Source organism: Pseudomonas sp. zfem004 (assembly GCF_032621715.1).
Taxonomy (GTDB): Bacteria; Pseudomonadota; Gammaproteobacteria; order Pseudomonadales; family Pseudomonadaceae; genus Aquipseudomonas; species Aquipseudomonas sichuanensis.
The window spans coordinates 93,328-106,495 of sequence record NZ_JAVYJF010000016.1 but is presented as its reverse complement, the minus strand read 5'-3'; the positions used below and the strand labels follow the sequence as shown (position 1 = coordinate 106,495).

General features: G+C 62.5%; 11 protein-coding genes. 3 read left to right on the top strand and 8 right to left on the bottom strand.

All coding sequences use genetic code 11. The annotated features are described in order from the left end of the window. Nucleotides 1-81: 81 nt before the first annotated feature. The 3 genes from RTH46_RS17965 to RTH46_RS17955 form a co-directional block, all read right to left on the bottom strand. A complete protein-coding gene (locus RTH46_RS17965) occupies nt 82-1,548 on the bottom strand; it encodes a GMC family oxidoreductase (RefSeq protein ID WP_316906258.1) in 1,467 nt (488 codons plus the stop codon). Further along, nucleotides 1,545-1,763: a hypothetical protein gene (locus RTH46_RS17960; protein WP_316906257.1), complete on the bottom strand. Its 219-nt coding sequence runs from the start codon at nt 1,761-1,763 to the stop codon at nt 1,545-1,547. The genes RTH46_RS17965 and RTH46_RS17960 overlap by 4 nt, the downstream gene beginning before the upstream one ends. Nucleotides 1,764-1,845: 82 nt before the next feature. Next, nucleotides 1,846-3,222, bottom strand: coding sequence for an oligosaccharide flippase family protein (locus RTH46_RS17955; protein WP_316906256.1), 1,377 nt, complete (start codon nt 3,220-3,222; stop codon nt 1,846-1,848). Nucleotides 3,223-3,317: 95 nt separating this feature from the next. On the opposite strand from RTH46_RS17955, the gene RTH46_RS17950 reads away from it, so the two are divergent. From RTH46_RS17950 to galE, 3 genes are all read left to right on the top strand, one after another. Next, entirely contained in the window at nt 3,318-4,844 is a 1,527-nt protein-coding gene (locus tag RTH46_RS17950) for an O-antigen ligase family protein (RefSeq protein WP_316906255.1), read from the top strand. Nucleotides 4,845-4,849: 5 nt separating this feature from the next. Beyond that, on the top strand, nt 4,850-7,450 hold the full coding sequence (locus RTH46_RS17945; protein ID WP_316906254.1) for a cellulase family glycosylhydrolase: 2,601 nt from the start codon (nt 4,850-4,852) through the stop codon (nt 7,448-7,450). 94 nt (nt 7,451-7,544) lie between these two features. Beyond that, complete coding sequence (galE, locus tag RTH46_RS17940; protein WP_153786337.1) at nt 7,545-8,507, top strand: UDP-glucose 4-epimerase GalE; 963 nt, start codon at nt 7,545-7,547, stop codon at nt 8,505-8,507. Nucleotides 8,508-8,534: 27 nt separating this feature from the next. Here the strand turns inward: galE and RTH46_RS17935 are convergent, their stop codons facing one another. From RTH46_RS17935 to eppA, 5 genes are all read right to left on the bottom strand, one after another. Further along, nucleotides 8,535-9,332 carry a CpsD/CapB family tyrosine-protein kinase gene (locus RTH46_RS17935; protein WP_153786336.1) on the bottom strand — a complete coding sequence of 266 codons (798 nt, stop codon included), beginning with the start codon at nt 9,330-9,332 and terminating at the stop codon, nt 8,535-8,537. 11 nt (nt 9,333-9,343) lie between these two features. Continuing rightward, the gene (locus tag RTH46_RS17930) at nt 9,344-10,909 is read right to left on the bottom strand and encodes a GumC family protein (protein WP_153786335.1); all 1,566 of its coding nucleotides are present in this window, start codon (nt 10,907-10,909) and stop codon (nt 9,344-9,346) included. Nucleotides 10,910-10,928: 19 nt separating this feature from the next. Next, nucleotides 10,929-11,999, bottom strand: coding sequence for a hypothetical protein (locus RTH46_RS17925; RefSeq protein WP_371923681.1), 1,071 nt, complete (start codon nt 11,997-11,999; stop codon nt 10,929-10,931). A 74-nt stretch (nt 12,000-12,073) separates the two neighbouring features. Then, nucleotides 12,074-12,634 (bottom strand): polysaccharide biosynthesis/export family protein, encoded by a 561-nt coding sequence (locus RTH46_RS17920; RefSeq protein WP_153786333.1) that lies wholly within the window; start codon nt 12,632-12,634, stop codon nt 12,074-12,076. 323 nt (nt 12,635-12,957) lie between these two features. Then, nucleotides 12,958-13,134, bottom strand: a complete 177-nt coding sequence (gene eppA, locus RTH46_RS17915; protein ID WP_178125794.1) for an EPS-associated small membrane protein EppA — start codon at nt 13,132-13,134, stop codon at nt 12,958-12,960. Between the last annotated feature and the right edge of the window lie 34 nt (nt 13,135-13,168).

Below are 13,168 nucleotides of genomic sequence, written 5' to 3'. Positions count from 1 at the left end.
GGTCTCGTTCTTGTTGATGCTGACCGCCCCGCGCTCACTCCCTTACCTACCCTGCTGTTGCCCTGACACTGCGCTGGCTGCTCAGGTGAGCGCACCGCGCGCCATTTTCAGCCTTTGATCGAGGTGATCCGCCAACCGCAGGGCGAACTGCAACAGCGGCATGGTCGGGTTGGAGGCGCCGCCGGTGGCGAAGATGCTGCTGCCGGCGACATAAAGATTGTCGGTGCCGAATACCTTGCAGTCGCGGTCGACCACACCGTACTGCGCCGAGGCGGCCATCCGCGTGGTGCCCATATGGTGCGCGTGAGGCTGCATCTTCAGCGGTATCTCGGCGTCGTAGACGTACTCGTTCAGCCTTACGAAGCCAAGGCCTGTTTCGACGAACTGTTTGGCAAGCTCGCTACCGATGCACTGGATGGTGTGGCGGTCGTTTGCGGTAAGCACCCAGTTGACGTTGGCCTTGGACACACCCAGCTCGTCCTTCTCTTCGAGCAGCGAGAGCCGGCTTTGCGCATTGGGGTACTGTTCGATCATGGTGCTGAGCACCCCTTCGCCCGGGCAGCTGAAATTGGCGATGAAGTTGACCTTGTGGGCGAGGTTCATCTCGCAGAGCAGGTTCTCCAGGAAGTGCTTGACCTCGGCGGTGCGGCCGAAGGTGCGCACTTCATCGAGCACCGTGGCCGAGACATTGCCCTTGCCAGCCTTGTACTCGCTGACGAAGGCATCGCTGGTGTAGTACTGGCGCGGCTCGCCAGTCTGGCCGTCCTCGAGGATGAAGGTGCCCATCTCGACGTTGAGGTGCTCCATCAGGCAGCGCCCCACCAACCCATCCTGGGTGACCACGCCAGCCTTGCGCAGGGACGTGCTGTTAAGCAACTGCCGGGCGTTCTCCAGGGCCCCTGTCGCCAGGATGAAGTGCCTGGCCACCAGCCGCTGGCGCTGCCGGTCATAGTCGGATACCACCGCAGCCGCCAGACGCCCCGTGGCCTGGTCAAACTCGAGGTCGACGCAGTTGCAGTTGATGAAAACATCCAGCCCGGCGGTATCGTTGAGCGCTGCGGCGTATTTCTGCGCGAAACGCGTCGGTGGGCTGAGCAGGAACTTGTCCGGCTCGAAATCACCGCCCTTGAGTCCAGCGTTCTCTGCCTGGAATTGTGCGCCCTGCGGCAGGTCGACAATCTCCATGGCCGCTGCCAGGTAAGGTTCCACTTCGGCATAGGCGATGGGCCAGCCTGGCAGCTCGCCTGGGGGCGGGAGCGCGAAATCGGAGGGCGTGAACGGACGGCAACGGCCGGCCCAGTGATTGGACGTGCCGCCAAGGTAGCGCAGGCGGGTTTCATGGGGGTACAGCTCGAGGCCGGTCGAGGTGCACTGGTACAGCGCCTGCGAACGCGGCGAGTAGTCGTGCCCGCCGCCCTCGGCCAGCACCACTTTCCAGCCTGCCTGCGCCAGGCGCAGCGCCAGTGTGATGCCGGCGGGCCCGGCACCGATGATGCAGACGTCATAATCCTCGCGCAGGGTCTTCTGCGCCTGGTAGTCACGGATCATGCCTGCCCGTCCCGGAAATAGCTCGAAGGCAGGACCCAGCCGTTGATGACCACGAACCCGCCCGGGGCACTGCTGCCGACAGGATCAGCGGGAGAGCTGGCAGGACCTTCGGCCACCGCCTTGCCGAACACCACCGCGCCGATACCCAGCACGGCACAGTTGCGCAGGAACACCCTGCGCCCCGACAGCTGCGTAAAGAACAGAAGCTTGCCCATGATCCCCAGCCCCCACCATTGTTGTGCCAAAACCAGGTAAACCGCTGTCGCCGCCTGGACACCGCGCGTTGTTGCAAGGGGTTCAAAGCCAGTTGAAGAAACGCGTTGCCAACTCACCGAACAGCGCGCCGACGGCGATCATCGGCAACACCATGAGCTCGCGCCAGACACTGAAGATACCGAGCTTGCGATTGACATACACAATCAGTACCAAGGTCGGGAACGTGTGCAGGGCAACCCCCCAGATAGCCCATTGCACGCCACCGATGGCCAGCAGCAACGGCAACCCCAGCCACAGCGCAACGAGGCGGATGATGTTGTCCATGGCCTGGTACTTGGTCAGCCCCTGGGCGATCCAGATCTGGTGCGCCAGGGTGTAGCGCAGCGTAAAGAACGACAGCGACAGAATGCTGAGCATAGTGCCTGCGGCCGTATAGCGCTCGTCGTACATCCAGCCAATCAGCAGTGGGCTGGCGGTAATGAATACGCCACAGGTGAACAGCATGGCCAGGTCCACCAGCAACCTGAAACGGTAATACAGCGCCCTGAGCCGATCATGGTCACCGGTCCTGGCGGCCTCGCTGAACGCCGGCAGCGCCACCGTGCCGACCAGTTTCAACAAGCCGGTCTGCAGCGAGCCCAGAATCAGCACGGCGATCGAATACACCCCAAGCTCGGCAGCGCTCATGCTGGCGCCGAACCACATGCGGTCGCCGTACATGGCCAGCACGCCAACGATCGAGGACAACAGGATCCAGCGGCCGAACACCACCAGTTCGTTCAGCGCGCTGCGGTCCCATTGCAGGCGGCTTTTCGGGCCCTGGAACACCAGGTGGCCCAGCACCGTACCGGTCAGGGCGCCCGCCAGGCCGGCAATCACCAGCGACCAGATGGAACGGGTGAAGTAGCCGATCACCAGCATGACGATCAGCCCGACGATCTGCGATGCCAGCTCCACCAGTACCACGCGCTTCTGCTGAAAAGTGCGCACCGCCACATCTATGTTGGTTGATTGAAAACCGTAGATCACCGCCGAAATACCGGTCACCGCCAGCACCAGTGGCAGCTCGGGCGCAGCGTAGGTGGAGTCTGCCGGCCACAGGTTGCCCAACTGGGCGAACCAGGCCGCCAGGGCCAGCAGCAGGGTCAGTGCGAAGAGCACGAAACCGCGGACGATCTGCACGCTCCAGGCGGTATTGAGAAACAGCGGGTCGTCGCCACGGTGGCTCTGGATGATGTTCTGCCGCAGGCCGACATCGGAGAGCAAGTGAAGGAGTACCGAAACGGTGGTGGCGATGACCATCACCCCGAACATTTCCGGTAACAGCAAACGCGCCATGATCAGGTTGCCGCCCAGGCGCATCACCTGCGACGCGATCAACGACACCAGGTTCCAGGCCCCGGCCCCTAATGCGCGCTTGCGAAGACTCACCGATGCAGACACTTCAACAGACGGCATGGCTTCAATCCCTGACTGGATGTCTAAGAAGTCACTATAGTTTCAATTAGCCATGATGCTAGCCGTCCTCCACCAGCGGATAGGTGCCGTTGCCAATGCCTGAACATTTTCGTGCGCTTGTCGTCATTCTGTTCCTCGCCACCGTGGTGTTCGTGCTCGCACGTGGCCCCGCCAGCGACCTGATTCCCGAACGCGATTTCAAGCGGCGACGCAACCTGTGGTTCGCCCTGACACTGCTGGCCTTCGTCTCGTACAGCTTCTGGATATACGCCGGGGCTGCGGCGGTCATCATGTACCTGGCGGGACGGCGCGAACGCAACATCATGGCGCTGTTCTTCATGCTGCTGTTCGTGATGCCCCCTGCCACGGTGCCGATACCCGGCTTCGGGGTGATCAACTACCTGTTCGACCTGAACCACGTCCGCCTGCTGACCCTGTGCGTGTTGCTACCCGCCGCCCTGGCCTTGCGCAGGCAGGCCGACACACCTGGCTTCGGGCGCCTGTGGCCCGACCGCCTGCTGGCCGCCAGCATTGTTTTGATAGGCGCGCTGTACCTGCGCGAAACCACCCTCACCGACACCCTGCGCCAGGCGCTGTATCTGTATATCGACGTGTTCCTGCCGTACTACGTGGCCAGCCGTGCCCTGCGCGAGGTCAGCGACTTCAAGGACGCCATGCTGGCCTTCGTGCTGGCCGGCTTCGTCCTGGCGCTGATAGGCGTGGCCGAGTTCGTCCGCCATTGGCTGCTGTACAACGCCCTGCTCGAGGCCATGGGCGTGCAGTGGAGCATGGCCAGCTACCTGAGCCGCGGCGGCTCGTTGCGCGCCAGCGTCACCACCGGCCAGGCCATCGCCCTGGGCTATGTCATCAGCGTTGCGATCGGCCTGTTCCTGTTCGTCCAAGGCTATGTGCGCAGCCCCTTGCAACGTGCCATGGGCGCGCTGCTGCTGGCGGCCGGGCTGGTCGCCCCACTGTCGCGCGGCCCGTGGATAGGCGCGGCAATCATCGTCGCGGTGTTCATCGCCACCGGCAAGGGCGCGGTCAAGCGTCTCAGCCTGCTGGCCGTGGCCGGGGTGCTGGCCATCCCGCTGCTGACCGTGGTGCCGGGGGGCGAGAAGGTGCTCGACATGCTGCCGTTCATCGGCAACCTGGAAAAAGAGAACATCACCTACCGCGAGCGCCTGCTCGACAACTCGTGGATCGTCATCCAGCGCAACCCGCTGTTCGGCTCGTTCGATTTTCGCAATACCCCGGAAATGCAGTCGATGATCCAGGGCGACGGCATCATCGACATCGTCAACACCTACCTCAACCTTGCGCTGAGGGTTGGCCTGGTGGGCCTGGGGCTGTTCGTGGCGTTCTTCGTCTGCGTGCTGCGGGGAGTGCGCAAGGCCATGCTGGCATTCCCGGACAAGGATGACGAACAACGCCAACTGGGGCGGGCGCTGCTGGCCACCCTGGTGGGCATCCTGGTGATCATCTTCACCGTCAGCAGCATCACGGTAATCCCCGTGGTGTACTGGTCAGTTGCCGGGCTGAGCGTGGCTTACATGCAGATGGTCCGCAGACTGCGTGCAGCCCAGCCCGCACCCCTTCCCCAGCGCGGCCTTCAACCCAGGTAACGACAATGAAGTCATCTGCACTGCGCCCGTTGCTGCGGGTTTCGCTCCTTGCTGGCCTGATGATTCTGCCATTTGCAGCGCAGGCTGCGGCCTGGACCGTCAAGGTGGAGGAACAGAACGGCTTGCCGACCGTGACCCGCGGTGGCGGGCCGGCGATGATCGCCAAGTTCGATTTCTGGGGCGCTGACTGGGACTGGACCGGTTTCTATGCCGCGCTCAAGGTCAACGCGCCCTACCGCTATACCCTGGAGGGCAAGAACAAGGACCTGGACTTCGACCTCAAGGCGGACATCAGCAAGCCCGGCGAACGCACCCTGGCCTGGAACTTCGACCTGGATGCCCATAGCCGAAAGACCAAGGTGATGGGGGGGGGCATGGTCTTCCATTTCGACCCGGCACTGGTTGCCGGGGAGATGGGCGCCCCGCAACTGTTGCCCGGCAATCGTGGCTGGTCATGGGGCAATGATGCGCAGGGGCGTCGGCTGGAAATGCGCTTCGAGCCGGCGTTGGCCAAGGTGTACTTCGAACGCGGCAATCCCAGCGAAGTCCGGGCGTTCTTCTACAGCGAGGCGATCGAGCCCGGTCGCCAGCAGATCAAGGCACAACTGCAGGTGAGTGGCGACATTGCCATCGGCCCGACGCCCACCGAACGCTTCGGCATGGTCGACCCTGCCGGCTGGCCCGACGACCAGCTCGACTGGCGCACGTCACCGGTCGACCTGTCGTTTCTCAACGCGCAGGAAATACCGGCGGGCAAGCGTGGCTTCGTCAAGGCGGTTGGCGAACAGTTGCAGTTTGCCGACGGTACGCCGGCACGCTTCTGGGGCACCAACCTGACGGCCTACGCCTTGTTCGGCACCCCAGACGAAGAGATCAAGGTGCAGGCCAAGCGCCTCTCGGCCCTGGGTTTCAACCTGGTGCGCCTGCATCATCACGACTCGCCCTGGGTCAGCCCGAACGTCTTCGGCGACATGACCAGCCTGCGCGACACGCGCCAGCTCAATGCCGAGTCGCTGCGCAAGCTTGACCTGTGGATCAAGAGCCTGAAGGACGAAGGGATCTATGTGTGGCTGGACCTGCACGTCGAGCGTCCGGTCACCCCGGCGGATGACATCTATGGCTTCGATGAGCTGCCCAAGACCCACGGTGCCGCAGGGCTCAAGGGCTACGCCTATGTCAACGTCACCCTGCAGCAGGCCATGAAAGCCTTCGCCGAGCAGTACCTGACCCATGTCAACCGCTATACCGGCCTGGCCTACAAGGACGACCCGGCGGTCGCCGCGGTACTGATCACTAACGAGAACGACATCACCCAGCACTTCGGCAATGCCCTGTTGAAAGACAAGAACGTGCCCAGGCACTACAAGTTGTTCGAGAGCGAGGCCAAGGCCTTCGCCCAGCGCCAACAGCTGAATGCCGACGAAGTCCAGATGACCTGGCTGCCAGGCCCATCAAAGCTGTTCCTCAACGACCTGGAACACCGCTTCGACATCGACATGATCCAGCACCTGCGCGGGCTTGGCGTAAAGGTGCCGATAGTCACCACCAGCACCTGGGGTGGCAATGGCCTGAGCGCGCTGCCAGCGCTGACCACGGGTGATGTGATCGACGCTCACAGTTATGGCGGTGGCGGGCAGTTGGAGCGCAATCCGTTGACCAGCGACGGCATGCTCGACTGGCTCGCAGCGGCCCAGGTGGTCGGCAAGCCGATGACGGTGACCGAGTGGAACGCCGAGCCCTTTCCCACCCCCGATCGCCACTCATTGCCGCTGTACATCGCCGGCACCGCCAGCCACCAAGGCTGGGACGGGCTGATGCAATACGCCTACAGCCAGCAAAAATTCATCGAAGGTTGGCGCACCGCCGACAACTGGCACGCCTACAACGACCCGGCGCTGCTCGCCACCCTCCCCGCCGCGGCCCTGCTCTACCGGCGCGGGGATGTGCGCAAGGCCACCACGCGCTATGTGTTCGCGCCAACGCCCGAGACCCTCTACAACCGCGCTATCAGCCCGAACAGCTCGGCCCTGCTGCGCACGGCCTGGGAGAAAGGCCGGCTGCAGATCGCCATGCCTGCCACGCCTCAGCTGCCGTGGTTGCAGCCCAGCGTCATCCCGGGTGACGCGAAAGTGCTGCGCGATCCAGACCAGTCACTACTGGACGCCACCGCCAGCGAGTCCACCAGCGACACCGGCGAGCTCAAACGCAACTGGCAAAAAGGGCTGTACACCATCGATACCGCCATGACCCAGGTCGCCACCGGCTGGCTGGGTGGCCAGTCGGTCCAACTGAGCAACATCCAGGTCCAGATACAGACCCCCTATGCCAGTGTTGCGGTGCAAAGCCTCGATGCCAAGCCATTGAGCCAGTCGCGGACGATGCTGATCTCGCTGGGCACCCGCGCCGTGCCCCGCGAGGATGACAAGACGCCCTTCCATGTCGAGCCCCTCGCCGGCACCCTCAGCGTCAAGGCTTTGCCAGGCTTGAAACTGTTCGCGCGCAATGCCGCAGGGAAAGAAACGCAGCTGCCTGCGGACTACGACAATGGGCGCTACAACATCCGCCTCGATGGCCAGCGCATGTCCAATTGGCTGTTCCTCAAATAGCCATCTAGAGTCTGCAAAGGCCTGTTGCGGCAACCGGCGCGCCCGGTTGCCACAAAGGGACGTCCGTACGGGCAGCAGCTTCCAGGAGGTTTGCATGAAGTTCTTGGTGGTCGGTGGTGCAGGCTACATCGGTTCGCACATGGTCAAGCACTTGCTGGCCGAGGGGCATGACGTGGTGGTGGCTGACCTTGCACCCACACGGCCCCGGATCAAATGGGTGGAACTCGACATCGCCGATGCAGCTGCACTGGATGCCCTGTTCGCCGAATACAGCTTCGATGCAGTGTTCCATTTCGCCTCGTTCATCCAGGTGGGCGAGTCGGTCACGGAGCCTGGCCGGTACTATCAGAACAACGTGGCGGCGACCCTGGTGCTGTTGCAGGCCATGGTTCGCGCCGGGGTCAAGCGGCTGATCTTCTCTTCCACCGCCGCCGTGTATGGCGACCCGCAGTATGTGCCGATCGACGAGCAGCACCCCAAGGCGCCGATCAACCCCTATGGCTGCAGCAAATGGATGGTGGAACAGGTTCTCCAGGACTTCGACCGCGCCTACGGCTTGCGCTCGGTGTGCCTGCGTTACTTCAATGCCGCCGGGGCAGACCCCGAGGGTGAATGTGGCGAGCGCCACGAGCCGGAAACCCACCTGATCCCGCTGATCCTGCAAGCGGCCTCGGGGCGGCGCCCCGCCATCACCGTGTTCGGCCGCGACTACGACACCCCCGACGGTACCTGTATTCGCGACTATATCCATGTAGCCGACCTGGCCTCGGCCCATGCGCTGGCAGTGGACTACCTGGTTGCCGGTGGCGCCAGCACCGCGTTCAACTTGGGCAACGGCCTCGGGTTCTCCGTGCAGCAGGTGATCGACACCGTGCGTGATGTGACGGGGCGTGAAGTGTGCGTCGAGGACGCGCCACGCCGCGCCGGCGACCCGCCGCGGCTGGTGGCAGATGCCGGAAAGGCCAGGCAGGTGCTCGGCTGGCAACCGGTCTATGGCTCGCTTGAGGCGATCGTGCGCCACGCCTGGAACTGGGAAAAAAAATACCCCTGGGCTTGACCCCAGGGGCACGCTTCACCGCTTTACTCAGTAATAGTCGCGGGTCTCGGGCTCAGCCTTGTTCAACACGGCGCCGATCATGTTGGCGGTGGCCAGGTGGTACAGGCAGTCTTCGATATCCTTCTTGCTGTTCACACCATTGGCGACCACCAGCAGCACGCAGTCGATCTTGGGCAGCACGGTGATCGCGTCATCCGAGCTGAGCAAAGGCGGCAGGTCGAAGATGCAGATACGCGATTCGTAGCGATCACGCAGGTCGGTGATCAAGTTGCCCACCTTGGCCGAAGACAACATCTCGGTGGACATCGGGATCGGCTCCCGAGTCGGCAGCACCACGAAACGTGGCAATGTCGGGTTCACCAGCACCTCCTCAAGCCCCGCCTTGTCGGCCAGCAGGTCATTGAGCGCCCGGTCCATCGGCAGGCCAAGGGTACTGCCGACCCGCGGCCGACGCAGGTCGAAGTCGACCAGCAGCGCCGTCTTGTTGGTGTGGTGGGCAATGCTCATGGCCAGGTTGATCGCCAGCACCGTCTTGCCCGCTGCGGGCGTCGGCGAGGTGATCGCCAGGGTGCGCCAGCCGTTCTCTTCCATGGTCTGCAGCACCTGGGTGCGCAGCAGGTCGAACGCCCAGTTCATGTTCGAGTTCTTGTTGTAGGCCACGATCCGGTGGCGCTCAAGGTGCTCCGCGCGCAGCGGTACCACCTTGGTTTGCACATAGTCGAACGGGCCAAGCACGTCGGTTCGCTGAACCAGCGGTGCCGGCAGTTTTTCGGCAGGTGGAACCTGATGAAGGCCTTTGCCGATTGCTGGCGTATTCCTGTCCATTGCTGCGCTCCCTAGCCAAACCGCGCCATAGTTTTAAACAGTAGTAGATCCAGCGGCATGTAGAACAGATGCACAAGCAGCAGCAGGACCAACGCCATCACCAACGCACCAATGATTGCCCACACTCGCATTTTTTTGCGTCGCGCCTGCTCGGCCTGGGTGGAAATGAACGGAACGGCTACCAGCACGCGCCGGCCGAGCACGCTCTCCAGTGCGCCGACACCACGTACCCGCTGATTGAGCAACTCAAGCAGCATCACCAACGCCCCGCCACCGGCAGGTGCGAGCACCAGGCCCAATGCGACGATTTTCTTGCGGTTGGGTTTTACCGGCTTCTCCGGCATCAGCGGTGGCTCCAGCAACACGAAGCGCTCGGCTTTGTTTTCCTGCTCCAGGCTTTCGGTGATCTTCGCCCCCATTTCCTTGGCGCGGATCTCTTCGTACTTCTTGCGTGCGTTGTCATGGTCACGCATCAGGGTGACCAGGCCGCGCTCGACTTGCGGGGCCTGAAGTATCTCCGCTTCGTAACCTTCGATCTTGCTGCTCAGCTGGCGCTTCTGCTCGGCCAGCGAGGCAATCCGGTCCTGGGCCGCCACCAGCTTGGCCCGGGCCCGGGCCACGTCGAGGCTCACGCCCGAGGCGGCGTTGGCTTTGCTGCCGCTGGCCTGCAGCGCATCGATCTTGCGCTTGACCGCCAGCACGTCCGGATGCGCTGGCGTGTAGCGGGTCAGCAGCCGGGCGTACTCTGCCTTGAGGCTGGGCAGGTCCTGCATCTGGTCGGCTGCACCGGAACGTGCGCCATCGGTCTTGGTCGCAACCCCCGCATTCGCCGCCGACAGCTCCAGCTCCATGTAGCGAAGCTCCTCCTGGGCGCTCTTGTAGTCGCGATCGACTTCGCGGAACTCCAATTCCGAGCGCGACAGCATGCTCATGCGCAATGCCTGATTCTCCGGCAAGGCATTGGCATTGGCCTGTTTGAAATCGGCAAGCTGGTTCTCCAAGGTGGCCAGCTCGGCGCCGAGCTTGTTGGCTTCCTGGGTGAGGAACTCGGTGGTTTCACTGGCCCGCTCGGTGCGTTGCTTCATGTTCTCGTTGAGGAACAGGGTGACCAGTTCGGTGGCAACTTCCTTGGCCACTTCCGGGCGTTTGTGCTCGAACGAGACGTTGAACGCCACCGTGGTCTCGCCGCGCCCCTTGACGAAGGTGCTGAGGGTGGTGACCAGGATCGCGTTGCGCATCTGGTCGATCTTGTCCGACTCGCTGAGCTGGTGACCCTTGTCGTTGAACAAGCCGTACTTGTCCATGATCTGCAGCAGGTTCTCGCGGGTCATCACGCGCTGGCGAATGACCTCGATGCGCTCATCGGCAAAGCTGTTGTTGTTCGCCGAGACCAGCTCCGGCGAGATCTGCTGTGACTCCACCAGGATGGTGCCGGTCGACTGAAAGGTGGGCGGCACCGTCAGGGCAACCCCGACCGTCACCGCCAGGATGACGATCATGCTCAACCCCAACAGCAGGGCCCGGTCCTTGATGATGGCGAGGTAATCTTTGACGGACATCTCGTATTCAGTCTTCATGGCGGGCCCACGCTGAAAGTCAAAGGTCTGGGAGTCTGTAGGTCAGGGTCAATCCAATGATCGTAGCTTCTGCATCCGGCACGTCGTCCTGCTGGCGTTGCTTGTACATCATCGACAGGCGCAGGTCCCAGAACGGCGAGAACTCATGGCTGGCCCAGGCGCTGTAGGTCTGCAGGGTGTTCGGCGTCTGGCCCTTGCTGTCCTGCCAGGACGCTTCGAGGCCCACACGGTTGGTCTCGCTCACGGCATAGCTCCACAGCCCGCGCACCATGTCGAGTTCGGCGAAACCACCCTCGGCGCTGGCGACGGTACTGCGCTCGGCACTGAAGCTGGCAGCGGCACGCTCACCGTTGTAGTCGAGCGCCACCCCACCCTCGCCACGGCGCCCGCCCCCGGATCCGGAGACCTGGTTGACGCCAGCGTGCACGGTACTTACAAGCCGGTCGGTCAGCTGGTACTTCACGCCGACGGTCGGGGTATAGCTGTTGGTGGCCCGCGCCGTATCGGTCTGCTCGGGTTCGTAGCGACGCACCAGCAGGCCAGTGAACACATCGGTGCGGGCGTTCCAGGCATAAGTCAGGGTAGTGGCGTTGGCATACTCGTCGTAACCCGTCAGCGTGGTGATGTCATAACGGGCGTGGGAGTAGGTGGTCTGGTTGTCCAGGGTGGTGCGATCGGTGAGGGCGTGGGTCCAGGTGCCCGTCAGCAAGGTCATCTTCTGGGTGCCGTCGGTGGTCACTACGCCGGTGTCCAGAACGCTGCCGGACAAGGTCGAGCTTTCGACATACTGTGCCTTGAGCCCGAAGCGCCCCTTGTCGGTATCGCGTTGCCAGCCAAGGCTGACATCGGGGTCTTCACGGTTGTCCATCACATTGGTGTCGGACGAGCGCAGCACATGCACGCCGAGCCCCAGGTTCACCTGGTCGCGGCCGTAGGTGCCGACAAGGTTGTACGTGGGCTCGATGAGTGTGCGCATAACACCCTTCTCGTCAGACGTCAGCAACAGCGGGTTGCTGTCGTACTCGACGGTCGTGGGGACCACGACCGAAGACTGCCAGTTGGCGGCCTGTACCAGGCCGGAAAACGGCATCATCATGATTGCCGTTGCAACGCTTGTTGTTCGAATAATTGGCACTATGCGGTCTTAATATTGAGTCAGACAGATCAGGGAACGACCAGTGTGTCGCCCGCCTGGAGTTGGAAGTTGGTGGACAGGTCACGCCCGGAAACCAGATCCTTGTAACGCACCGGCAGCACCTTTTGTGTCGCGCCCGTACCGCGAATGACCTTGATGGCGCTTTCATCGGCGAACTTGTCCAGGCCGCCCGACATGCTCAACGCCTGCAGCACAGCGGTAGGACCAGCCATGGGCACCGGGCCAGGCTTGATCACCTTGCCCTGCACATAGACAAGGTTGCCGGCGGTACCGGTTACCACGACGCTGACATTGGGCTCGGCGAGGTATGCCTTCAAACCGGCACTGATTTTCTGCGCGGCAGCGGTCGGGTCGAGCCCGGCCACATTGACTCGTCCCGCCAACGGGAAGGTGATGCTGCCATCAGGCAGGACGGTGGTTTCCTGGCGCAGGGTTTCTTCCTGCCAGACCGAGATCATCACTCGGTCGCCAGGGCTCAGCAGATAGGGGGTAGCGGATGGGTCATCAGCACGGCTGGCACCGGACCACAGCATCAGCACGCACAGCACAGCAGACATTAGACGTACCATGGGGGTCCCTCCGGCCTGATGGCCTGCAAAGAGCACTGATTGAGAACAACGCACTACATCTCGCTCTGGTCGCGACGAAAACCACCGCCGCGATGGCCCCGATCATCCTGGAAGCCAGTACCGTCTTGCGCCTGAACGCTGACACCTCAGCGTCAGGCCCGCCGGCTACTGGAATATAGCAATGGTAGGAAAATTGACAAGCTTCTGTAGGATGCCAGGGCCGCCAACAACAGATTTCACCTGTCAATTTACTGGCTTATTACCAAAAAGCATTGCAACTTTTAAGACAGCCTTTGAACGCTCACACAACTCATTGACGCACTTCAAATTTTACTTCTGTTGGCAACAGCAACAAAACCGATCACCGCAAAAGCGAACAGCCAACCCGCCGTCGCCAAAGGAATAACGCTGGCATGGCTCATATAGGAATCGGCTGCCCTTGCGGCGCCGCTCAACAGGACCAACAGGAAAATCGATTTAATGAAGAGTGTCGAGCGCATAATCCCCTCCTGCACAAGAGGATGAACGTTATTG

Coding starts and splice junctions, on each gene's coding strand:
- RTH46_RS17935 (WP_153786336.1), bottom strand. CDS start 9,332: ATGGACAGGAATACGCCAGCAATCGGCAAAGGCCTTCATCAGGTTCCA.
- galE (WP_153786337.1), top strand. CDS start 7,545: ATGAAGTTCTTGGTGGTCGGTGGTGCAGGCTACATCGGTTCGCACATG.
- RTH46_RS17920 (WP_153786333.1), bottom strand. CDS start 12,634: ATGGTACGTCTAATGTCTGCTGTGCTGTGCGTGCTGATGCTGTGGTCC.
- RTH46_RS17950 (WP_316906255.1), top strand. CDS start 3,318: ATGCCTGAACATTTTCGTGCGCTTGTCGTCATTCTGTTCCTCGCCACC.
- RTH46_RS17965 (WP_316906258.1), bottom strand. CDS start 1,548: ATGATCCGTGACTACCAGGCGCAGAAGACCCTGCGCGAGGATTATGAC.
- RTH46_RS17960 (WP_316906257.1), bottom strand. CDS start 1,763: ATGGGCAAGCTTCTGTTCTTTACGCAGCTGTCGGGGCGCAGGGTGTTC.
- RTH46_RS17930 (WP_153786335.1), bottom strand. CDS start 10,909: ATGAAGACTGAATACGAGATGTCCGTCAAAGATTACCTCGCCATCATC.
- RTH46_RS17925 (WP_371923681.1), bottom strand. CDS start 11,999: ATGCCGTTTTCCGGCCTGGTACAGGCCGCCAACTGGCAGTCTTCGGTC.
- RTH46_RS17945 (WP_316906254.1), top strand. CDS start 4,850: ATGAAGTCATCTGCACTGCGCCCGTTGCTGCGGGTTTCGCTCCTTGCT.
- RTH46_RS17955 (WP_316906256.1), bottom strand. CDS start 3,222: ATGCCGTCTGTTGAAGTGTCTGCATCGGTGAGTCTTCGCAAGCGCGCA.
- eppA (WP_178125794.1), bottom strand. CDS start 13,134: ATGCGCTCGACACTCTTCATTAAATCGATTTTCCTGTTGGTCCTGTTG.